We start from the raw sequence: 25,250 nt of genomic DNA on the forward strand, positions 1-25,250 counted from the left end.
TAATAAAACTATTTTCTATTTATATACAAGTAACCTGATTTTTTAACACTATTATTAATTCCTGTTTTGTATTTTAAAACATAATAATATGTTCCTACAGGTAGCTCTTCTGCTTGTGTTATGGTTACACGACCTTCGGAAATCCCTTTAAATGCGCGATCAGTATTATTGTATCCATTACGTTCGAATACCAACACGCCCCAACGGTTAAAAATCGCTACTGTATTATCCGGGTAACATTCTAATCCTCGAATATAAAAGAGATCATTATTCCCATCTCCATTTGGCGATACGGCATTAAATATTTCTATAATGCAACCTGAAAGACCCAATACGGTAGGATTGTCACTTGCATTATTAAGATCATCAGACATGTCTTTCACTATAGTTCCATTTAGACTTTTTCCTTCAACAGAAGCTTGATTTGTAATGCTTCCTAAGTTAATGTCAGATTGTTTAAGTTTATAGGTAGCAGTAAAAGTGGTATCATCAACTTGTCCAACACTCAAAGTTATTGGCGCACCTATAATAGTAATTCCGGGTAAGAGATCTTCTATTTTGACATCGTTTAAAGGTATGTTTCCTGTATTTGTTATAACAAAATGATAGGTTACTGTTTCTCCTACTTGGGCAAAACCATCATTATTGTCATCTTCAAAAACAACTGTTTTTATTAATGCAATGCTAGGTTTTTGAATCAATTGCAAGACGGTAGTTCGATCACCTCCTTTTATCGGATTACCATTATCTGAAACAACTGACAAAGCAGTGCCATTTGTATCAACTCCAGAAGCAATAGCAGAATTTACTACTTTACCTAAATCTATATCTGCTTGTGTAATTATATAATTTACTTTGATATTAGTAACACTTCCAATTGCTAATGAATTTGTAACTGCAATTGGTGTAGCAGATAGCAATGCGTCATTAATAACAATGTTATTTATAGCAATATTTCCTGTGTTAGTGATTGTAAATGTATAAGTAATTGTTTCTCCAGCTAATACTGACCCAGCCAATGTGGCCGTTTTAATTAATGTCATTGCTGGTATTTGAACTAAAACAGTTACAGTAGCCGTATCACAATTCGAACTATTTCCTTTTTCACATATTTGATAGGTTAAAGTATATGTTCCTGCAGGAGTATTGGGTAAAACATCTATTGTTCCGTCTGGATTTAGTGCTAAATTTGGGTTGGATATAAGTACCGTTACAATAACATCCGATGCTTTAATACCTAACGTGTTTAAAGTATCGTTTCCAAAAACATTGATTACTCCCAAAGCTGCTCCCTGACTATTAACCGGCGTAGAAGCAGAGTCATTTACAGCATCAATAACAAAAGTTGGAGCTGAATTACAAAGGGCTGTTGCAGGTGGATAATTGACTATTACACTTAGAGTTGGGTTCAATGAAAACTCCATTGTTACAGTTGGTCTTGTTAATTCAAATCCATCACTGCCTTGTATCCATTTGCCATTTACCAATAACCATCCTGGCCAATCAATAGTTTTTCCGCTACCATCTAATACTGTTCCTGGCCACAACAATTGACCTGTCAATGGCAAATTAGTTTGTGTTGCTACTACGGTATTGGCACTATCTATCCACTTCACAGTAAGTAAATTAGTCGCGGTAAAATTATCAGGAGTAACAGTATAAGACACATAAGGTGTGTCATTCAAACAAAGGTTACTAGTTGTAATTGTCATTGTTGGAGCAACCACAGATACTGTAACTATAGCTGTATTACAATTTGACGGATTTAATATTTCACATATTTGATATGTTAATGTATAAGTTCCTGCTGGAGTGTTTGGAGCTAAAACTATAGTTCCATCACTATTTAATGTCATAAATCCAGAAGAGTCAGCTACTGTTTGTGACAACATTACTTGAGTTGAATTTATTGAAGCACCATTCAGTTGATCATTAGCTAATACATTTAAAACCGTAACCATTTGATTAATTCCTACTATTGATGCCACGGAATCATCAACTGCATCAATTGCTGCTTGGGCAACATTTATAGTTACTGTAGTGGAACTGCAATTGGCTGGGTTTAATACTTCGCAAATGCTGTAATCAAAAGTATAAGTTCCTGCTGGAGTTCCTGCATTTACTGCTACTTCGCCTGTGCTGGTGTTGAAGGTTATTCCTGTAGGTAAAGCTGAGGCTAGGGTCAAGGCTACTTCACTTGGTATTACCGCTACACCATTTAGTTTGTCATTGGTAAGTACATTGGCTATAGCCGTACCGCCTGTGTAACCGTTTACGGCTGTGGCGTTGGTATCGGCTACGGCTAATATTGGAGCTTGACCTACATTTACTGTTATTGTTATGGTACTGCAGTTTGCTGGATTTAACACTTCGCAAATGCTGTAATCAAAAGTATAAGTTCCTGCAGGGGTTCCTGCATTTACGGCTACTTCTCCCGTGCTGGTATTGAAGGTTATTCCTGTAGGCAATGCTGTGGCTAGGGTCAAGGCTACTTCACTTGGGATTACCGCTACGCCATTTAGTTTGTCATTCGATAAAACATTGGCTATTGCTGTTCCGCCTGTGTAACCGTTTACGGCTGTGGCATTAGTATCGGCTATGGCTAATATTGGAGCTTGGGCAACATTTACTGTTACTGTAGTGGAACTGCAATTGGCTGGGTTTAACACTTCGCAAATGCTGTAATCAAAAGTATAAGTTCCTGCAGGGGTTCCTGCATTTACGGCTACTTCTCCCGTGCTGGTGTTGAACGTTATGCCTGTAGGTAGAGCTGTGGCTAGGGTCAAGGCTACTTCGGCTGGAATTACCGCTACACCATTTAGTTTGTCATTGGTAAGTACATTGGCTATAGCCGTACCGCCTGTGTAACCGTTTACGGCTGTGGCGTTGGTATCGGCTACGGCTAATATTGGAGCTTGGGCAACATTTATAGTTACCGTTGTGGTACTGCAATTGGCTGGGTTTAATACTTCGCAAACGCTGTAATCAAAAGTATAAGTTCCTGCTGGAGTTCCTGCATTTACGGCTACTTCTCCCGTGCTGGTATTGAAGGTTATTCCTGTAGGTAAAGCTGTGGCTAGGGTCAAGGCTACTTCACTTGGGATTACCGCTACGCCATTTAGTTTGTCATTCGATAAAACATTGGCTATTGCTGTTCCGCCTGTGTAACCGTTTACGGCTGTGGCATTAGTATCGGCTACGGCTAATATTGGAGCTTGGGCAACATTTACTGTTACTGTTGTGGTACTGCAGTTTGCTGGGTTTAACACTTCGCAAATGCTGTAATCAAAAGTATAAGTTCCTGCTGGAGTTCCTGCATTTACGGCTACTTCTCCCGTGCTGGTATTGAAGGTTATTCCTGTAGGTAAAGCTGAGGCTAGGGTCAAGGCTACTTCGGCTGGAATTACCGCTACACCATTTAGTTTGTCATTGGTAAGTACATTGGCTATAGCCGTACCGCCTGTGTAACCGTTTACGGCTGTGGCGTTGGTATCGGCTACGGCTAATATTGGAGCTTGGGCAACATTTATAGTTACCGTTGTGGTACTGCAATTGGCTGGGTTTAACACTTCGCAAATGCTGTAATCAAAAGTATAAGTTCCTGCAGGGGTTCCTGCATTTACGGCTACTTCTCCCGTGCTGGTATTGAAGGTTATTCCTGTAGGTAAAGCTGTGGCTAGGGTCAAGGCTACTTCACTTGGGATTACCGCTACGCCATTTAGTTTGTCATTGGTAAGTACATTGGCTATAGCCGTACCGCCTGTGTAACCGTTTACGGCTGTGGTGTTGGTATCGGTTACGGCTAATATTGGAGCTTGACCTACATTTACTGTTACTGTAGTGGAACTGCAATTGGCTGGGTTTAATACTTCGCAAATGCTGTAATCAAAAGTATAAGTTCCTGCAGGAGTTCCTGCATTTACGGCTACTTCTCCCGTGCTGGTGTTGAAGGTTATTCCTGTAGGTAAAGCTGAGGCTAGGGTCAAGGCTACTTCACTTGGTATTACCGCTACACCATTTAGTTTGTCATTGGTAAGTACATTGGCTATAGCCGTACCGCCTGTGTAACCGTTTACGGCTGTGGCGTTGGTATCGGCTACGGCTAATATTGGAGCTTGACCTACATTTACTGTTATTGTTGTGGTACTGCAGTTTGCTGGATTTAACACTTCGCAAATGCTGTAATCAAAAGTAAAAGTTCCTGCAGGAGTTCCTGCATTTACGGCTACTTCTCCCGTGCTGGTATTGAAGGTTATTCCTGTAGGTAAAGCTGTGGCTAGGGTCAAGGCTACTTCGGCTGGAATTATCGCTACACCATTAAGTTTGTCATTGGTAAGTACATTGGCTATAGCCGTACCGCCTGTGTAACCGTTTACGGCTGTGGCGTTGGTATCGGCTACGGCTAATATTGGAGCTTGGACAACATTTATAGTTACCGTTGTGGTACTGCAATTGGCTGGGTTTAACACTTCGCAAATGCTGTAATCAAAAGTATAAGTTCCTGCAGGGGTTCCTGCATTTACGGCTACTTCTCCCGTGCTGGTATTGAAGGTTATTCCTGTAGGTAAAGCTGTGGCTAGGGTCAAGGCTACTTCACTTGGGATTACCGCTACGCCATTTAGTTTGTCATTGGTAAGTACATTGGCTATAGCCGTACCGCCTGTGTAACCATTTACGGCTGTGGTGTTGGTATCGGTTACGGCTAATATTGGAGCTTGACCTACATTTACTGTTACTGTAGTGGTACTGCAATTGGCTGGGTTTAATACTTCGCAAATGCTGTAATCAAAAGTATAAGTTCCTGCTGGAGTTCCTGCATTTACGGCTACTTCTCCCGTGCTGGTGTTGAACGTTACCCCTGTAGGCAATGCTGTGGCTAGGGTCAAGGCTACTTCACTTGGAATTACCGCTACACCATTTAGTTTGTCATTGGTAAGTACATTGGCTATAGCCGTACCGCCTGTGTAACCGTTTACGGCTGTGGCGTTGGTATCGGCTACGGCTAATATTGGAGCTTGGGCAACATTTACTGTTACTGTAGTGGAACTGCAATTGGCTGGGTTTAATACTTCGCAAATGCTGTAATCAAAAGTATAAGTTCCTGCTGGAGTTCCTGCATTTACGGCTACTTCGCCCGTGCTGGTATTGAAGGTTATTCCTGTAGGTAAAGCTGTGGCTAGGGTCAAGGCTACTTCACTTGGGATTACCGCTACACCATTTAGTTTGTCATTGGTAAGTACATTGGCTATAGCCGTACCGCCTGTGTAACCGTTTACGGCTGTGGCGTTGGTATCTGCTACGGCTAATATTGGAGCTTGGGCAACATTTACTGTTACTGTTGTGGTACTGCAGTTTGCTGGGTTTAACACTTCGCAAATGCTGTAATCAAAAGTATAAGTTCCTGCTGGAGTTCCTGCATTTACGGCTACTTCTCCCGTGCTGGTATTGAAGGTTATTCCTGTAGGTAAAGCTGAGGCTAGGGTCAAGGCTACTTCACTTGGGATTACCGCTACGCCATTTAGTTTGTCATTCGATAAAACATTGGCTATTGCTGTTCCGCCTGTGTAACCGTTTACGGCTGTGGCATTAGTATCGGCTACGGCTAATATTGGAGCTTGGGCAACATTTACTGTTACTGTAGTGGAACTGCAATTGGCTGGGTTTAATACTTCGCAAATGCTGTAATCAAAAGTATAAGTTCCCGCTGGAGTTCCTGCATTTACTGCTACTTCTCCCGTGCTGGTGTTGAAGGTTATTTCTGTAGGTAAAGCTGAGGCTAGGGTCAAGGCTACTTCACTTGGGATTACCGCTACGCCATTTAGTTTGTCATTCGATAAAACATTGGCTATTGCTGTTCCGCCTGTGTAACCGTTTACGGCTGTGGCGTTGGTATCGGCTACGGCTAATATTGGAGCTTGGGCAACATTTACTGTTACTGTAGTGGAACTGCAATTGGCTGGGTTTAATACTTCGCAAACGATGTAATCAAAAGTATAAGTTCCTGCTGGAGTTCCTGCATTTACGGCTACTTCTCCCGTGCTGGTGTTGAAGGTTATTCCTGTAGGTAGAGCTGTGGCTAGGGTCAAGGTTACTTCGCTTGGAATTACCGCTACACCATTAAGTTTGTCATTGGTAAGTACATTGGCTATAGCCGTACCGCCAGTGTAACCGTTTACGGCTGTGGCGTTGGTATCGGCTACGGCACATATAATATTATTTAGGCTTGTATTAACTGTTGCTCCTGAAGTACAACCAACTGAATTGGTTACAGTAAAATTATAACTACCGGGTGCTAATGCCGTTATCAAATAAGAACTTCCTGAACTGCTATAATTTGCTGTATAAGTTCCGTTTTGGTTTATAGTCCAGTTTCCAGATGGCAATCCGCTTAAAACGACACTTCCAAGAGTGTACATACAAGTTCCTTGAGTAGGTACACCAAGTGAAGGAATAGATGGAGTAGCTGGCTGAGGGTCAACTATTACACTAGTGCCTGAAGAAATACAGCCATCTATACTCTTAGCAGTTACTGTGTAAGTACCTATTGTAACTAAATTAAAAATACCTGTTGTATTAGCATAGGTTGACCCATCTATACTATAAGTCATTCCTGCACTTACAGGAGCTGTGATAGTTATAGTTCCTGTTGATACTGTACAAGTTGGTTGTACTGTTGTTGTTGCAGTAGGAGTTGCTGGAGTTGGACTTACTGTAATCGTTACTGTAAAAGTACCCCCCACGCAACCTGTTGAGGCAGTTGGAGTAACAGTATAAATCGCGGTTTGTAATACTCCTGTTGGGTTAACCAAAACATCGGTAATATCGGCAGTGTTTCCGGTGTTACGTGCGGTACCACCTGTTATTCCACCAGTAACTACTGGTGTGGAGTATGTAAATGTAGTCCCTGAAACTACTGGACTTGTGGTTAAAGTTTGGTTTACTGTCTGGCCACTACAAATTGTTTTCAAAGCATCTACTCCAGATGGTGTTGGATTTAAAGTAATTATTACTGTGAAAGTAGTTCCCAAACAACCAGTTGGTCCGGTTGGAGTTATGGTATAAGTTGCAGTTTGAGATATTCCCGTTGGGTTGATCAAAATATCGGTAATATCAGCGCTGCTTCCTGTGTTACGTGCTGTTCCACCTGTTATCCCACCTGTGACTACTGGTGAAGCATAGGTAAAAGTAGTACCTGAAACTAATGGATTTGTAGTCAATGCTTGATTAACTGACTGTTCGCTACAAATTGTTTTTAATACAGCTACGCCAATTGGTGTCGGATTTACGGTGATAGTTACGGTAAAAGTAGAACCTACACATCCAGATGGAGCTGTTGGAGTAATTGTATAGGTTGCGGTTTGAGCTGTTCCTGTAGAATTAATCAAAACATCGGTAATATCAGCGCTGCTTCCTGTGTTACGTGCTGTTCCGCCTGTTATTCCGCCTGTTACTACTGGTGAAGCATAGGTAAAAGTAGTACCAGAAACTAATGGATTTGTAGTCAATCCTTGATTTACATATTGGCTATTGCAAATTGATTTTATTGCTGCTACTCCAGATGGAGTAGGATTTACCGTAATTACTACTGCAACCGGATTCCCAGGACAACCATTAATCAAAGCAGTTACCATATAAGTAGCAGTTTGAACAATTCCAGTAGTATTAATTAAAAGATCCGTTATTGCTAAGTTACTTGGAACTAACCTAGAAGTACCTCCTGTAATATTTCCAGGAGCTCCTGATATAGTTGGTGCTGAATAACTATAAACAACACCAGTAGTTGTGGATGACAAACTTCTGTTAGTGATTTGTCCACTACAAATAGTTTGTACCAAACCTGAAGTTACAATAGGATTCGGATTCACAGTGATTACCACCGTAGCTACATCACCTATACAACCACCTAACGAACCTGATGTAATTGGCGTTACTGAATATGTTGCGGTTTGCGGTTGTGTTGTTGGGTTATTATAGTCATCTATTATTGTACCTGTGGCAAATCCATGATCGGTATAGGTCATCCCTCCCGACAAAACAGGAGGAGTCCAAGTAAAACTTGCACCACTTGAAGAAGGATTTGTTGTCAATGATAAATTTGCTGTTGCATTACCACTAATATTGGCACATATATTTTGAACCTGACTGGCTGTCAAAACAGGAACAGGACTTACGGTAACAACCACAGTAAAAGTAGAACCCACACAACCTGTTGGAGATGTAGGTGTTATAGTGTATGTAGCAGTTTGAATTGAAGATGTAGGATTTATAAGTATGTCTTTAATATCTGCTGTACTCCCTGTAGTACGAGTGTTGCCTCCTGTTATACCTCCAGTTACTACAGGTGTAGGATAAGTAAATGTAGTTCCAGTTACAAATGGGTTTGTAGTAAGTGTTTGATTCACTGTTTGTCGACCACTACAAACAGTTTTAGTTACAGACACTCCAATTGGTGTTGGATTAACGGTGATTGTTATTGTAAAAGCAGAACCTATACATCCTGATGGAGCTGTTGGAGTAACGGTATAGGTTGCAGTTTGTGCTGTTCCTGTGGGGTTGACTAAAACATCTGTAATATCGGCTGTACTTCCTGTACTACGCGCGTTACCTCCCGTAATTCCCCCAGTCACAATAGGTGTTGGATACGTAAACGTTGTACCTGCAACAACTGGACTGGTTGTCAATGCTTGATTTACTGTCTGTCCGCTACAAATGGTTTTTAGTGCAGCTACTCCAATTGGTGTTGGATTAACGGTAATAGTTACCGTAAAAGGGGAGCCCGCACAACCTGATGGAGCTGTTGGAGTAACGGTATAGATTGCAGTTTGTGCTGTTCCCGTAGGATTTACCAAAACATCGGTAATATCGGCTGTACTTCCTGTACTACGAGCATTACCTCCAGTTATTCCACCAGTTACAATTGGTATTGGATACGTAAAGGTTGTACCCGCAAAAACTGGACTGGTTGTCAATGCTTGATCTACTGTCTGTCCACTACAAAATGTTTTAGTTACAGACACTCCAATTGGTGTTGGATTAACGGTGATTGTTACCGTAAAAGTTGAACCCACACAGCCTGTTGGAGCTGTTGGAGTAATTGTATAAGTTGCAGTTTGTGCTGTTCCTGTGGGGTTGACTAAAACATCTGTAATATCGGCTGTACTTCCTGTATTACGAGCGTTACCTCCCGTAATTCCCCCAGTCACAATAGGTGTTGGATACGTAAACGTTGTACCTGCAACAACTGGACTGGTTGTCAATGCTTGATTTACTGTCTGTTCGCTACAAATGGTTTTTAGTGCAGCTACTCCAATTGGTGTTGGATTAACGGTAATAGTTACCGTAAAAGGGGAGCCCACACAACCTGATGGAGCTGTTGGAGTAACGGTATAAGTTGCAGTTTGTGCTGTTCCTGTAGGATTTACCAAAACATCGGTAATATCGGCTGTACTTCCTGTACTACGGGCATTGCCTCCAGTAACACCTCCAGTTACTATAGGTGTAGCATATGTAAACGTTGTACCTACAATGGAACTGGTTAAAGGTATAGTATTGGACGCTCCTGAACAAATAGAAGTTGTTACTACAACCCCTACAGGTAATGGATTTGGTGTAGTCGAAATTACAGCAGTATTATTACTTGTATTGGCATCGGGTTGGGAAGAAGAATTAATAGTAGCAGTATTAGAATAAGATCCCGTTGCTTTTACTGTTGCTGTTATTGTTAAGATTGCATTGGTTGCATTATCAAGATTAGATACTGCCCATATTCCATTTGTATTATTATAAGATGTTCCTGCTGGTACAACAGACGAGACATATGTATAACCTGTAGGAAGAATATCTGTCACAGATACACCATCTGCATTCGAAGGCCCAGCATTTGCAGCTGTAATTGTAAATACTACATTAGAACCAATGCAAGGAGTTGGATTGTTTACTGTATTGGTAACCGAAACATCACTACAAATAGTTACGGGAATCGGTTTTGATTGTACACTATCACCACAAGAAAGGGTTGATGAAACCGTATATGATCCTGTTTTTGTTACTGTAATAGTATTTGATGTTTGCCCTGCAAGAACTACCCCGTTTAGATACCATTGATAAGGAGAAAATCCTGGAGTTGCTACCAAGAGTGCACTTTCATTACTGCATTGCAATCCTGACGCGTACGTTAATACTGGATCTGTTGGTTGTTCTATAAAGTTAGAGAAAAAACCAGCCATAGAAAATCCACCCCCTTGTTGTACCATTGATATAGTAAGTTTTACTGTACTTGAAATTGAAATAACTGCAGGGCTGCTTATTTGAGTATTTGTAAAATCAATTAAATACCAACCAGTAGATCCCAATTGACGACGTACTCCGGCAATAGACTCAATATTAATTCCATTAATATCTACTATAGCTGTAGCGTCTTTTAAAAGTACATAACCAAAATAGGGTAATATAGAATTATTATAGGCCTTAAATTGAGATGTTTCAACAAAAACGGAACCGGAACAAGAAGATACTGGAGCAATCGATGAAATATCAACTTCACAACTTATTGCCGTTCCAGAATAAACTGCAACATTGCGAGTAGTAACAATTCGTGTTGCGGAGAAAGCATTAGAACTATCACCATTAATGAAAGTAGTAAAATCACCAGCATTTGTAAGTGTAACATTAGATGTGGATAAAAAAGTTCCCGTATTCGAATATTTATCAATTGTTACTACAGTATTAGCTTGAGTAGCGACAACTGTTGTTTGTTCAGCAGTATTATTACCCTGCCCTCTTACAATATAATATTCTGATCCCAATACAGATACTGGAGGAATCTGATCAAATGTTCCGTCACCACATCCACTTGGAGAATCAACTCTACCACAGGTATTCATTACTACAGGCGAAGATGTTTCGACTAATGATCCTATTGCAGCTTTGAATAAATAACTTTGACCTGCATTTAGTGTAGTTATCGCGACCCCACTGAGTTTTATTGTTGTACTATTGTTAACTGCCATAATACTATATGTAGGCGTTTCAGATCCGCTAATTGTTCCGTTTCTATAGTATCCTACTCTAAAATTCACACCCAATCCTGCATCTCCAAAACTGGTTAAAGAAGCATTTCCTTTAATATAAGGATCTCCTCCAGCAATCTGATCAGAAGCAACATTTCGTAAATTTATTGAAGTTGGTCCATCACTTGTGACTATCAATCCTGCAGCATTTAAAACGGTATTAAACGCATGAACTGGCAAAGCAGTTGGTGAACCAGCAAATCTATATACAGCTGGAGATCCCTTAATTGCAGTTAAATTTGTTACCAATGTCCCATCACTTTTATTCAAAGCTATATTTACAGTAGTAATTGAGTTTGTGGCGATTACAATTTCATTTGCATTACTAAAATATTGCCATGAAGAAGGGGCTATATAATGTTTTGTAAAAAACTGTGCATTACTCGTATAGCTCTTAACTAAGAAAAAACAAATAAGAAGTAAAATTTTGGAAGAAGTGTATTTTTTCATTTTAAACTGGTGTGAAAATTAATTTTTCGCTTTTCTTTCTTAAAATAAAAAATGAATATTTAGAGTCTTAAATTTCAAGTTTTAAGCAGTTATTCATTTTATATAAAAACAAAAATCAATTTGCATGCCTTTTTTTAATATACTGAAAATCAACAAGTTAAGTTTTGTTTTGTTTAGTTTTATTCCAAAATATGGAATGAATATTGCTTTATGGAATAAAATACGCGGTAAAATTTTATTAATAATTAACCTGTTATATGAAATTCAAATAAAATAAAAATTTAACCACTTAGAATCTAAGATTAATACTAAAAGGCAAAGAATAAATAGAAATAGCATTGTTTTATACATAGAATAACCATGTGAATAGTAAAACGTTTAATTCTTTCTTTTAAAACTATTAATTCTTTATTTCTATGTGGTGAAAATAATTTTACCCAAAACGCGTTAAGTTAAAGCTAGTCCCGTTCACCATGTTTTGGAGCGAGAACAAAAGTCAATAGATTAAAGTGAATAAAAGTTTAAAACTGTTAGTTGTAAAACTTTATATCTTTGCTTAAATGAACTTTTGGTTTTACTTGATTTTAATCAAATTAAAAACTTATATGACTTATATGGTTAAAAATAGATTGGAAAATGCTGTTATTTATAATATTGAGCAGTATGGTTCTATTGATAGAATAAGCATAATTATCTTATCAATGAAAAATGAGAGCGGTATTCTTTGGCTACTCCATTTTCTAAATATGAAATCATAAACCAATAATCATCCGCTGGTAATGGTTGCCCATGAAAGCTGCCATCCCAACTATCTTCGTTAATGGTAAGTTGTTTAATTATTTTTCCATATCGATCTAAAATATATATTCTAGGGTCATCTTGATTTTGTAATCCAGCTATATTCCATACATCACTATATCCATCTCCATTTGGCGAAAATGATTTGGGACTACTGATTAATTTAATGGGTATAGGTATTGGTGAAGATCCACAACCATTGGCATCACTAACGGTAACTTGATGAGTCCCTGAACTCACATTTGTAAAAATGTTACTCGTTTGCGGTGTATCATTGTCTATAGCATATAAAAAATTACTTTCATATCCTTGGTATGGAATAGCTTTGACCGTAATGGTTTGATTGTCAGAAAACCATCCGCTTGTTTCAAAAGATATTTTTGCTGGTTTTGAAGAGATTAATACTGTAAAAGGTACAGCACCAGACGAGCATCCTACTCCTGATAAGTCATTAACTATCAAACTGTACTTTCCAGGTATTTTTGTCGAAAAGTCAAAAGTAGTACTAACTGTAGTTCCATCTTCACTTTTCCAATCAAAGGAATATAACGAACCACTATAATTACTGCTTACATAGGAATCGTTAATAACTCCAGTGTCTACATCAACGCATATCGGGAGAAGTGAAATTACCGGTTCTGGCTTCATTTTTATAGTAACTACCAATGAATCTTCATTATAACATAATTTTGTTGTTGAAGTACCAGTATCTGCATAGGCATAAACAGTTGTTGAGGAAGTAATCAAATCCCCTACAAATTTTTCGACATTTGTTACTGATGACCCACCAGCCGACGCAAAATATTTGGTAGCAGGTAGAATCAATGCTGGCAAAGCATAGGATCCGCAAGTAACCACTGGAGCAATAGGGGCAACCTTTGGAGTATTATAAATGGTTACAGTAAAAACATCTTCGTTAGAACAAGCAATTCTATTGTTGTCTTCTGCATAAACATACAAAGTAGTTGTTGCAGTTATTGGTGCATAAGGGGGTACTAATTTTATACCTGTACCATTAGACCCTCCAGTAGCTGTGTAATAATCGCCTTGACCTACGATTGCTGGTAAAGTATAAGTATCACATGCAAAAGTATCCGCAATAGGATTAACTTTTGTATTCACAATAGTTACTTCTATACTATATTCAGAAATACAAGTATTGGGTGATGGAGCTGCTGCATAAACATAAATAGTTGTTGATGTTTTTATTTCATAACCGGGCGGTAAAACTGGATTTGTAGCTGATGGTCCTCCTGCAAATTGATAATATTCTCCATCTTTTAAATCATCCAGAAAATAGCTTTCATTGCATTTTAAAACTTGTATTGGTCTTGCATCAACTAATGGAGAAGGATTTACAGTAATCAAAAAACTTGTCTCCACATAACAAGTTCCTACAGGTGCTTTGTCATAAAAATAAATAGTTTGAGTACTTGTTATTGGATAACCAACTGGTCTTACCAATCCGGTTCCTAAAGGCTTTGTATAATATTTTCCAGAATGTGCTACGGCGGGTAAATAATAAACATCACATTGGGGAGGTGTATCTGACATAACAGGTAGTGGAGAAATATTTATTGTAATGGTAAAAGGTAAATTGTCTGTACAACTTTGCCCAGTAACGTAAAACCAGAGTGTTGTGGTACTATTTATAGGTGTTCCGGAAGTTACAACCGAACCTCCACCGGCCGCCGCTGTTCTATATTCTCCAACTACCAAAGGAGGTAATACATATGTAGAACAAGAATTTACATCAGTAGGGATAATAATACTTGAAATACCAACATAAACCGTAAATAATTGTTCTGATGTACAATTAAGAGGTGACGAACCACTTTCTTTGTATACATAAATTGGTTTTGTACTATTGATTACAGTACCTGGGAGCAGTATTGGGAGTCCTTTATTTGTACCTGTATAATAAATCCCTCCGTTTGGGTCAATTGGTAAAGTATAAGGATTGCAATTGAAAACATTGGGATAAACAGGTAAAGGAGTAAAAGGAAGTATTGTAACAATAAAAGAAGTTTCTCTGGTACACGAAGGGGTAACCGATGTGTCTTCAAACCAAACATATACTTGATTAGGGCCAACGGTATTGATAATAGTACCTGAAGCAAGTTTTATATTACTACTCGTTGTTGTTCCTCCACTTTGGGTATAATAATTTCCATATGCTAAAGTGGGAAGTTTGTATTGGGTACAATAAGTGGCTGTAGGTGGTGTTACCAAAGGCAAATTGGCAATTGTTATTTTAAAAAGATTTTGATTAATACAAGAACCCGATTTATTACAAGTATACAAACTCTTTGTTGTATTTACCACATCTCCAGCAAAAAATTGTGTTCCAGTTCCATTTGATCCACTCCAATATTGAGTTCCAGCATTGGTTAAAGCAGGTAATGTATAAGACGTACAAACTACTACATCGGGCAAAATATCTACTTTTGGAAGTGGTGTTACTATAAGTTGAAAACTAGTCGTAACAAAACAACCCGTATTGGATATATTTTGTAATCGAACCCAAACTGTTCGTGATGCTGTCCTAATTATTCCCGTTGGAGATGTTGCCAAAATATTAATATTACTATTAGCAGATGGCAATGTAGTATGAAAAGAAATGATGTTGTAAGCTGATGATTGTGTTCCAAAAATTAAAGCAATTTGAGCAGTTAAATTAAAATCTGCTCTTAAATCGGTAAATGTTCTGGCACAAAGAGTTGTAGTAGCTGGAACTGCTGCAATATAAGGATTTGGAACTATTTGTAATTGGAAAGAGCGTATTTCAAAACAGGGAGAACTAGCGCTGCTGACTCTTACATAGATTGTTTTTCCGTTTTCTGAATTCAAAATCGTATATGGACTTGACAACGCACCCGTGTTGGCAACAGCAGCACTATTGGTCAAATGATACGTAACTATTGTGCTAGCTGGCAAATCATCCAGAAGTCCCACAGGAGTTGTAGCTGGATTGATTCCCGCCATGATAATAGGGGTGTTTTTTGTTAAATCAAAATTGTAAGTTGGATCACCAATATCACAGGTGTAAATATTAGGCAGAGTTGCTTTAAAACTTATTTTTGGATAAATTTCTACTAAAATATCATCTGTAATAGCCACGCAGCCTGGTTCTGTATAAGTTACACTATAGGTTTGACTTCCAGTTGTAAGTAAAGGCGAAATAGTATTCAAATCTAAAGTTACACCCGTTTGTGCAGGAGAAAAAGCAACTCCCGCTTTTTTCCAAACAAAAGTAGTCCCAGGACTTAAACCTACAGCAGATAAAACAGGCAATGAACTTCCTGCACAAATACCATTATTGTTAGCTGAGCTATAATCTATGCCTAATACATTTTGTCCAATATTAAAACTGTTGGCATTAAAAAAAATAGCCGAATCATATCCTATATTATTGCCTCCATCAGCAATAACTAATTTAATATGATAGGTATGCGTAATATCCAAACCAGTTGCAGACGCAATCATTTTTACAGTTTGTCCGTTAAAATTTATGGCAGGTCCAAATCCTACACCATTAAATTTGCCAAAAAAACTAGCATTAGCCGAAGGACAATTTGTATTGTATAAATTATCCCTAATTGTTTCTACAGATATGGGAGTATTTGGCAATGCTGGAGCAGGAACTACTGCTAGATTTTTATTTACACCACCAATAGAAAGATCTTTGAGAAGAAAAGCAAAAGCGTCAGAAAAATTACATTGTGAAGTCCCGTATTCCTCTGAAGCAAAAATAAATTCGAAATCAAAATTGGATGTTTTAGGTTTAAAATCAAACTCAATATAACTTGCATTAATAGAGTTAATAGTAATCCCGGATTGCGAAAGCAAATTTGCTTCCAAATCAGCATCACCTGTCCAAGAAGCATTTCCATCACTCAAGATTGTTGTGTTGGGACTTGGTACTTTGGTTACATCGCCCGTTGTTAATACGACCCCTTTTTCAAAAGGGAAATTAGGATTGGTGTTCTCGAAATAACCAATTCCATTCGTAGAGCCATAAGTCGTTCCTGTTTTTGAAGTGACATTTGTACCTGAAACACAAGGAGAATTGATTAAAACAGAATTCACCAATTGGTCTGCCGTGTAAATAGTACTATTTACAGTAATCGATTGTGAAAAACATTGTATGCTAAATAAGACAACTACTATAATTGTAAATTTTTTCATAAATACTATTTTTACTTTTTGAAGAGAGCAATTATTAACTGCAGGCAATTGATAATGCAAATCTATTTATGGATTAGGCAATTTTATTATTTTTAATCTTATCCGTACTTAGATATCAAAGTACACACCTTTTTATTAAACATCTAAAAATCAAGTGTTTAAAAAAAATAAAAATATTTATTATTTCCATTTTTTGGAAATGCGAAATATTTTATGGAGAAAAATAAGCTCTAAAATTGTATGGTTTGCTAATTCTTAAATTTAGTCACTCAAAAAATATTAAATGATTTACAAAAAAATAATAGCAGTTACTTACTTAAAAATATTAAACTCAGATTCTGTAATATGAATCTGGGTTTGAATAATTATCAGATCTAGTCTGATTTTAAGATGTTGTTTTATTAATTTTCAGCAGTATATGTTTTTTTAGTCAAAGTAGTGACTTTCTAAAACTTAACCCAGAATCCGCATTAGACTTCGTCACGAAACTGAATTATTCAATAAAAGAAGGAGCTCACGGACTATTTTTGAAGATGCAATACTTTTGTATTTTGAATTTAAAAATAGGAGAATCAAGCGAAGTGTATCTTGAACTCCAATGTAAAATATAAAAGCGTGAAAAAAGTTCTTGGTTTTGAAGAAGAATTCAGTTGCAGTAGATTTCTAATGCGGAATCTGGTTTTAAAGGTAAAAAAAGAAAAGGGGTAGCCGAATAGGTCCCATTTTCTTTGCTATAACTTGAATATTTTGGAGTTGAATAAAAAGAAAAACCCCTTAAATCATAGGATTTAAGGGGTTTTGACTGCCTTTAAGAGGCGTTATTGTCGGGGTGGCAGGATGAACCGCCTATTCCTTAATTCGTTGATTTTATTGGTGTTTTCAAGCACTCTCCCAAAAAGGGTAGCCGAATAGGTCTCATATATAATAACTTACCTTGTAGCCCTTTGTAGCCTTGATCAATTTAATGTCAGTCAGTCAATGTACTTTTATTAATGTAAATGTATGAAATTTGTTATTGTGATGCTACTTTCAGCAATCTTTATATTGATTTTTCATTATTGAATTTTCCTGTAAACTAGCCTTACCCGAACAAATGTCGAACTTTTTTGTAGAAGATTTGGAACGTTTATTGAATATTCCTAGAAATATCTAATGTTAATTATCGTTAGTAATTGTGATACATATTATTTACCAAGCCGTCTTTAATTTTCAATAAGACTAGTGTTAGCAGTTTTAAAAGCAATTAATAATACATGTTTTTAAGAGTCTTCTGATGGAGAATTTGTTCCACTTATACTAGTAGGTCGTGATTTGAAGTGGTACTTTTCTTGTGGAGTAAATATTATTTCATTTGACATAGTGCAATTTCTATTTCGCTTGGTAATTGACCATCTCTAAAAGAAGTAATTTACCTAGTACATTCCAGTCAAATTCAGGCGGGTCACTAAATATGGATAAATCATTGGGCATGTAATAATAATAGAATATTGATCGGAAAGCTTCTTCCGCATCTTCTGTATAAGACCAGATGTTACTACCTCTTCCAAAAAGCTTATATACTTCGTAAGATGGTGAGTGTTCAACGCTAAGTGAAGTCAGATAAGGTCTGGGATCAAAGTCCATCTTGTCAGCCGTAACGGTTCCAATAATTTTATATTCCACTTTTAATATGCTGAGTTTGCTCCAACCCCAAGGGGCCGGAAATTTGATCATTGTATAATCCGAGATATTATATATTTCATGTTGAGTGCTCCATTCCGGAACTTCTACTGCAAAGATATTGTCCCGAAACCGGTTCATTTTTCCTCGCATAGCTAGAATTTTAATCGGGATTCGTCATGTTCTTTAAAAGCATTGCTTGCTTCAATCTGACCTTCCAGTTTATCCATATCTGCAGCATCTAATGTTGCACAAAATTCTTGTGCCCGTTGCAGCATTCTTATATACACTTCGGGATCGTTGTTGCGGGTCAATCTTCTAAGGGCACCTAAGTAATCGTCTCGGTAGACCGTTGGGATAATGATACGGGTTTGTCCCGTTGCAACAAGTTCTGCATTCATCATGACCCGTGCAATCCTGCCGTTCCCATCCAAGAACGGGTGAATCTCGCTGATGATAAACATAATATAGGCTGCCCTAGAAAATGGATTGTCCAGAGCTTGGTAAAAATTGAACGCCTCTGTCAAGGTGCCACGAACCAGATTAAAATCGACAAAAAGGGTTTCACCGGCACGGTTATTTATATCTTTGAATTGACCGGGCTTTTTAGATGTTCTTGCCGAAAGCAGTACTTCATGCCGGTATTGGATGATTTTTAGTAAATCGTCAGGTGCTGTGGGAATAATACCCATTTCCTTTTTATCTCTCACAATATTATAAGTACCTAGGATATCATGGGAATCTTCATCGCGATCTGGCATAGGAGTTTGCGATTTGATGATTTGTTTCGCTTCGTCCAGTTCAAATTTTGTTCCTTCAATATAATTGGAAAAATAGGCCTCGAAGAATGCAAAATTCCGAAAAGAGGCAGTAGCTGTGTTTTGGTCAGGTCGGTTTGGAAACTCCTTTTGCTTGAGCGCTACAAACAATGTTTCAAATAACTGGATGCGGTATTTGTCAAACGGATTACCATATGCTCTGGCAATGGCAACCGGAGAACTTAATATTTTGGATGGCTTGGTAGTCAATAACGCACCAATCATTTTGTTTAGTTTTTCAAATTCTGCCTGCATTTCTAATTCTTCCGAAATAGCTTTGGCGCGATCACGTATTTCATTTAGTCCTTCTTCTCCATTGATTCTGACTATACTTTCTAACTTTTCCTCAATTTCAGGCAGTGTAAGAGTTTTTGATTTTGGACCAGGCTGTCGGGAAACCTGTAGATTTTCTAGGAAAGCACGTTCTTTTTGGGAAACATACAATTCCCCGCTAAACTTGTTGTCGTTACCAATCGGGCCATGACCTTCCAAAAATCTAAGGGTAACTCCTGGCAATTCTATTTTTCGTGTATATTTATAAGTTACGAATAAGTGATCCGCTGAAGTGGGCTTAAATTCTAGTGCTGAACGGTGGCTTAAAACAGCGTTGGGATATTGGTTGCCTAGTATCTTGAAAATATTTCGTCTAATGATGGCTTCGGATGGTTCTTCCAGATTCGAGGTATAGATTCGAGGTGCTATTTTCCGGATTTTTCCGGATTTTTCCAATTTGGAAATTTTCTGGCTGGTAGCGGAGTCACTTGATGAATATAGCAGTTCTGGCAAACGGTTTTGTAAAATATTTTCCATTATAAAATCATTAAAAGGTAAAACTATAAAATATTTTCCATTATAAATTAATTTTAATAAAATATTTTCTATTATGATATTTTAATAAAATATTTTCTATTATAAATTCAAAATATAAATGCTTTATAAAATATTTTCTATTATAAATAATAATGTATAAAATATTTTCCATTAGGTGATATATCTATGTCAGATTAGTATATAGGTCGGGTCAAATCTTTCTTGTGTAAGCTGAAAACAGAAGTTTTTTAGGAAAACGATCAGTGTTTCTTTTTTTATTTTCTGGTTGAACACCTTCGTTTCTACCTTATAGATTTTAGCAAGATCATTATCCAGTATGACCTGCTTGTTCTGGATTGCATAAATAAGAGATTCAATTTTTTGTTGAGTTAATTATTTCTTTTTTTGTTTTTTCAAATTCAAAGGAAGTCTCCGCTCTTTCATTCATAACGATATAGGCATCAAAATTTTTCCCCGATTTGCTTTTCATTCCTTTAATAAGGGAGGTTTTACCGTTTCTGATTAGATGTTCTAAATCCAACACATTCAATTGCACATTGCATATATTTCTGAACTGTACCCAATTGCAAAGGGCATCAGGACACTTGACAATGTTATCTCTGATTAAGAGATGTTGCTTTTTACATTTCGGACAAGAAAGGTCAGGGATTTTTTCGGATATGAGTGACAGTGCTAATAATTCCTGTGTAATTGAAGTTGCGTAGTCTTCAATTTCTTTTTGAAATGTCATCATATCTGCTTCGTTATTCTCAATTTTATGTAAAGCCAGTTCCCATTCTGCGGTCATAGCTGCATCAGCAATTTTCTTGTCTTTGACCAGTTCATATACCTGCTTACCTTTTTCCGTAGGAATAAGGGATTTTTTATCTCTTCTAATATAATCTCTTTTAAAAAGAGTTTCAATAATTGCTGCCCGTGTTGCTGGTGTCCCGATTCCTATGTTCTGCAACGCTTTTCGCTTTTCTTCGTTTTCAATTTCTTTTCCAACATTTTCCATAGCAGACAATAATCCGGCTTCGGTATATAAAACGGGAGCTTTGGTTTTCTTTTCCAGTATGGCGACATTTTTGATTTTCAATTCATCATTATTTTGAAGCTCTGGTAAATCCTGTACCGTATTCTCATTATCCTCAGAAAAATTTCCTCTAATAGCTCTCCATCCTGGCTCAATTACGTTACAGCCTTTCATTATAAAATCATGATGTAAAACTTGTAAAATAACATTAGTTATTTCCTTTGAGCAGGCTTGCGAAACGGCTTCCAATAAACGGAAAGCAATTATTTCGTAAATAGCATTTTCTTTAGCGGATAATGCAGAGGGGATTTTATCGGTGATTAACAATCCATGATGGTCGGTTACTTTAAGATCATTGACTATACGATTATTTAATCTTCTCCATTTCACCTTGGAAACGACATCTTTGAAAGAACTATGATGTTCCAATGCTTTTAACAGATTGGGAATTTCCTGCCAGAGGTCTTCAGGAATATATTTGCTGCCTGTCCTGGGATAGGTTATAAATTTTTTCTCATAAAGGTTTTGGGCAATGGAAAGGGTTTCCTCTGCGGAAAAATTAAATTTTATGTTGGCCTCCTTTTGTAAGCCAGTCAGATCAAATAGGAGGGGAGGATGTTCTGTAACTGTTTTGTTTTCTATGGAAGTAACGATGGCTATTCCGCAACGTTGGATGGATTTTAAAGTAACTTCCGCTAGTTTTTTATCGTTCCATTTGTTTTTGGAAAGACTTTTAAAATTGCTATATCCTTTTTGGTGATCTAATTGCACTTGCCAATAGGTCTGAATAGAAAAGTTTTCGTTTTCCTTATATCTCTTGCATATCAATGCTAGTGTGGGTGTCTGTACTCTCCCCAAAGAATATACTCCACTTCCTGCGGCAATGCTCAAAGCCTGTGATGCATTAATGCCTATTAACCAATCTGCCCTGCTTCTACCTAGTGCTGCATTATATAATCCGTCAAATTCGACTCCTGACTTAAGATTATCAAATCCTTCCCGGATTGCTTTTTCTGTTAATGAACTAATCCATAACCGTTGAAATGGCTTTTGGCAGTTCAAGAATTCATAAATGTAGCGGAAGATTAATTCCCCTTCACGCCCTGCATCCGTTGCCACAATAATACTATCACAACGGTTTGTGAGCTGTTGAATTATTTTTAGTTGCTTTAAAGCCCCTATGTCTGCCGAATAGACCTTGTCCTTCTTGATTTTCCGAACTGTCAATAAAAATGGATTAGGCAATATAGGCAGGGAGGCTTTATGAAATCCAGAAATTCCATAATTTTCGGGCATACCTAAACCGACCAAATGTCCTAAAGCCCACGTAACACAATAGCCATTCCCAGTTAGATGGCCCTCTTTTTTTTCAATGGCTCCTAAGAGAATGGCTATTTCTCGAGCTACACTCGGTTTTTCTGCAATAACTACTTTCATAACACATTACATTTTTCGTCCTTTGGATTTGGTAGTTGCTTCGGGTGCTTCCTGCACTTCCTGCTGTTTTTTGTTATCGGGATTTGTTTGCCCTGATTGTAAAGGCTCTTTGATGTTTTTAGTCGCTTCATTGGTTTTGCCTTCCGAATTGACCGCAGTTTGTATTTTATGGGCTTCAGTAGGTTTTGCTTGTTCTTTGATTTTATTTGGATTTTGGAAAGCGAAGTCTGTTTTATTGGTTTCCTTGTTGAAAGTGATGTAACCATTATATTCCTTACCTTTCTTATCCACCAATCCACTAACATAAATAGTCTGACCGTCTTTGAACTTTTGATATTGCTCATTATCCAACTCTTTATCTCTAAAGGTTTTCGGAGCTTCCTGCGATTGGGATTGAGGATCGTGTTGTGTTTGCTTGTTAGCCCCAGTCCTGTCAAACAAGAATTCTACAAACCGTTTTTCGGCATTGAATTGTACGGTGGCATCAAACGCAGTTCCTTTCTTGGAAATCATTCCTTCAATATAAAGTGGTTTGCCTTCCATTAAGGTCTGTTTCTGTTCTTCGTTCAGTTTTACCCCTTTTATTTCACCCGGTATGTTTATTTTATCGGTACGAAGGGCTACCAATTCATTGGTCAACCTATCCACACTGATGATTGAAGGAATCTTTTCGCCAGTTTTTAGATTGGCAAGATCCACAACACGTCCCATATTGCCCGTCTTAAGAAGGTTATCTTTGTCTTCCTTGCTGAATTCGTGTCCAAAAAAAGGAAAATGCAATTGTGGCTCTTTTCGAATGCCATGAATTGCCATAACCACTTTTCCATCTTCAGAGGATTGAAGTGATAAACGGGCATCCATTCGGGTAATGGCTGTCCCTAAATTAAGGCTAATAGGCACTAGCTCTTTGGTTTTATAGCCTTTGAGTAAAGGGTCAAGCAGATTCATCTTTTCGAGTTTCTCTTTACTCAGTCCAAGACTATTCATTGTTCCCCAATCAATCTGTTCTGGTTTAAAACGATATTCGTTTGCTTCCGATGTTGTATGTGTTGTTTCCATGTTTTTATGATTTTCTTGTTTATGTGTTACTGGTTCTTTAACTTCAAGTTTTGCTAAGAATGCTTCGTATTCTTTCTTTGGTGTATCTACATTCTTCTGTATTTCCTTAGCCATATCAATTGCTTCGGAAGCAGGGACGTTAAAGAATGAGAAGCGAGTTGGATCTTTAAGCTGGCTGAAAAAGTTTGTAAAGAAGTTTGAAAAAATATCTCCATGCTTGTCCACACGCATAAATTGATTTTGATTTTTCAATTCAGCAGAAACCGTTTTTAACTTTCCATCTTTATCAATTCCTTTTACAGCTTCGATTTTCATTTTTTCCTTGTCCAATACTAACAAAATATCTGTTAGTTGTTCCTCGATGGGCTTTTTGATTTTATCCTGTTCATTCATGATCTTCCTTTTCAGTTTTGTTAAAGTAGGCTCGAAAGTAATTCAAGGGCAAACTTATATACTCTTTATGTCCCTATAAGGCTTACTTTGGCGGAGATTGTCACAATCTATTTTCTAACAGGAGCCGAAAAACTTTCTCTTATAAACTGGTGTACATCCGATAGCTTGTAATACAGCTTGCCACTGATCGTATAATATGGGAGCTTGCCAGAAGATCGATAACGCTGTAAAGAGCGGGCGCTTACTTTTAGCATCATAAAAAGGTCCTGATTGTCTAATAATTCTTCCCCGTCAATAGCGTTCTTCTGTTTTTGAACATTCTCCAGACATTCTCCAAGTATATCGAAGCGATCCATTATGCGTTCCATCCATGCTATAAATTCCATTCTATCGATATTCATATAGATGTTTTTTAATTATTTATGCAAAGTTGGAAAGTATTTATACTATCTTCTGCCAAGCTTAACCAATTGAAAAAGATGTTTTTTATAACTTTTTAAAAAGTACATAATTGGTTGTTATACAATATATTACGTTTTTAGTGACAAAAAAATATTTAGTAATGGGTAGTTTTGCCAATGGGTAGATATGGGTAGCTATAATAAAAAAAGCAGTGTTTTAAAAACACTGCTTTTAACTGAGGCAAATCTTGTCACTTATTATAGATCTTTATCCATATACTGCTCCAATGAAGATCTGAGTTGATCCAAAAACAAGGTTCGATTGTTAGCTCTGTCTTTCATGCGGTGAAAAGCATGATGAATATCTCCTAACTGTGTACGGAATACTATTTGGAAAACGGAACTGATTTTACGGATTCCAGTCTTACCATTAGAAATTGCACCCGATACGTAAAGGGCATAAATCAATTCTATAAGTGCATTTTTGGATTCTGTCCAGAAAATATCTTTTGTGGACTCGGCATTCTGCAAAACCATCCCTGGCTTGTCAACAGGATTGATTTTTATAATCAAATAATTATATAGCAGTTCATTGGCTATAATGCGCGATACTTTGTAGTCATAATAAGTAGAGAATTGGATATCAACTTCAAAGATAAAACTGTTAAGACCTGTATTAAGATTTATCTTCCCTAATTTAAAAAAATCATGATCCCTGTCGGTTCGTCCTGAACGATAATACCGGTAAAAATCAGAATTGCAAATATGTTCCTTATATTCCTGCTTTAGCTGTTGCAATTCACTGGAAAAATATTTGTAGTACATTTTTCCACTATTCACCGGACAAGAAGTTTCAATCCTATATACCTTGTTGTAATAGATTAATTTTCCAAGTATTTGCGGTTTTATGATTCTGAAGAATTCAATTTCTTCATTTTCATCTGTAAAATGATGCTCCAAAACATAGTTTTTCATACCAGATAATAAATCTTGAAGGAATTTAGTCATACGATAGGATTCATCTATTACATGCACTGATTCCAAACTGATTTCTTGTTCTTTTTTCAGGATACTATAGAGGGCATCTTTGTAAGTGGACTGCATCATATTGGCTATATTAAAGTGAATAAGT

General features: G+C 37.3%; 9 protein-coding genes. All 9 read right to left on the reverse strand.

Annotated features, from left to right (window positions below; genetic code table 11):
* Positions 1 to 8 precede the first annotated feature (8 nt).
* Positions 9 to 11,519 (reverse strand): PKD-like domain-containing protein, encoded by an 11,511-nt coding sequence (locus AC8GF4_RS11315; RefSeq protein WP_506594729.1) that lies wholly within the window; start codon positions 11,517 to 11,519, stop codon positions 9 to 11.
* Between the two features lie 690 nt (positions 11,520 to 12,209).
* On the reverse strand, positions 12,210 to 16,505 hold the full coding sequence (locus AC8GF4_RS11320) for a T9SS type B sorting domain-containing protein (RefSeq protein WP_506594731.1): 4,296 nt from the start codon (positions 16,503 to 16,505) through the stop codon (positions 12,210 to 12,212).
* A 1,368-nt stretch (positions 16,506 to 17,873) separates the two neighbouring features.
* Positions 17,874 to 18,305 (reverse strand): hypothetical protein, encoded by a 432-nt coding sequence (locus tag AC8GF4_RS11325; protein WP_506594734.1) that lies wholly within the window; start codon positions 18,303 to 18,305, stop codon positions 17,874 to 17,876.
* A 14-nt stretch (positions 18,306 to 18,319) separates the two neighbouring features.
* A complete protein-coding gene (locus AC8GF4_RS11330; protein WP_506594736.1) occupies positions 18,320 to 19,792 on the reverse strand; it encodes a Fic family protein in 1,473 nt (490 codons plus the stop codon).
* 189 nt (positions 19,793 to 19,981) lie between these two features.
* Positions 19,982 to 20,170, reverse strand: coding sequence for an ORF6N domain-containing protein (locus tag AC8GF4_RS11335; protein WP_506595069.1), 189 nt, complete (start codon positions 20,168 to 20,170; stop codon positions 19,982 to 19,984).
* Positions 20,166 to 22,265, reverse strand: a complete 2,100-nt coding sequence (locus tag AC8GF4_RS11340; protein ID WP_506594738.1) for a type IA DNA topoisomerase — start codon at positions 22,263 to 22,265, stop codon at positions 20,166 to 20,168. The genes AC8GF4_RS11335 and AC8GF4_RS11340 overlap by 5 nt, the downstream gene beginning before the upstream one ends.
* Before the next feature lie 6 nt (positions 22,266 to 22,271).
* Positions 22,272 to 23,717, reverse strand: coding sequence for a DUF3945 domain-containing protein (locus AC8GF4_RS11345; RefSeq protein ID WP_506594740.1), 1,446 nt, complete (start codon positions 23,715 to 23,717; stop codon positions 22,272 to 22,274).
* A gap of 107 nt (positions 23,718 to 23,824) precedes the next feature.
* Positions 23,825 to 24,118, reverse strand: a complete 294-nt coding sequence (locus tag AC8GF4_RS11350) for a helix-turn-helix domain-containing protein (RefSeq protein WP_506594742.1) — start codon at positions 24,116 to 24,118, stop codon at positions 23,825 to 23,827.
* A 258-nt stretch (positions 24,119 to 24,376) separates the two neighbouring features.
* Positions 24,377 to 25,222 (reverse strand): RteC domain-containing protein, encoded by an 846-nt coding sequence (locus tag AC8GF4_RS11355; protein WP_506595071.1) that lies wholly within the window; start codon positions 25,220 to 25,222, stop codon positions 24,377 to 24,379.
* Positions 25,223 to 25,250: the final 28 nt, after the last annotated feature.

Origin of the sequence: Flavobacterium rarum (SeqCode) (assembly GCF_965234445.1) — a bacterium.
Taxonomy (GTDB): domain Bacteria; phylum Bacteroidota; class Bacteroidia; order Flavobacteriales; family Flavobacteriaceae; genus Flavobacterium; species Flavobacterium rarum.

Excerpts from the sequence above, each read along its gene's own strand:
- AC8GF4_RS11315 (WP_506594729.1), bottom strand. The coding sequence starts at position 11,519 with ATGAAAAAATACACTTCTTCCAAAATTTTACTTCTTATTTGTTTTTTC.
- AC8GF4_RS11320 (WP_506594731.1), bottom strand. The coding sequence starts at position 16,505 with ATGAAAAAATTTACAATTATAGTAGTTGTCTTATTTAGCATACAATGT.
- AC8GF4_RS11325 (WP_506594734.1), bottom strand. The coding sequence starts at position 18,305 with ATGAACCGGTTTCGGGACAATATCTTTGCAGTAGAAGTTCCGGAATGG.
- AC8GF4_RS11330 (WP_506594736.1), bottom strand. The coding sequence starts at position 19,792 with ATGGAAAATATTTTACAAAACCGTTTGCCAGAACTGCTATATTCATCA.
- AC8GF4_RS11340 (WP_506594738.1), bottom strand. The coding sequence starts at position 22,265 with ATGAAAGTAGTTATTGCAGAAAAACCGAGTGTAGCTCGAGAAATAGCC.
- AC8GF4_RS11345 (WP_506594740.1), bottom strand. The coding sequence starts at position 23,717 with ATGAATGAACAGGATAAAATCAAAAAGCCCATCGAGGAACAACTAACA.
- AC8GF4_RS11350 (WP_506594742.1), bottom strand. The coding sequence starts at position 24,118 with ATGAATATCGATAGAATGGAATTTATAGCATGGATGGAACGCATAATG.
- AC8GF4_RS11355 (WP_506595071.1), bottom strand. The coding sequence starts at position 25,222 with ATGCAGTCCACTTACAAAGATGCCCTCTATAGTATCCTGAAAAAAGAA.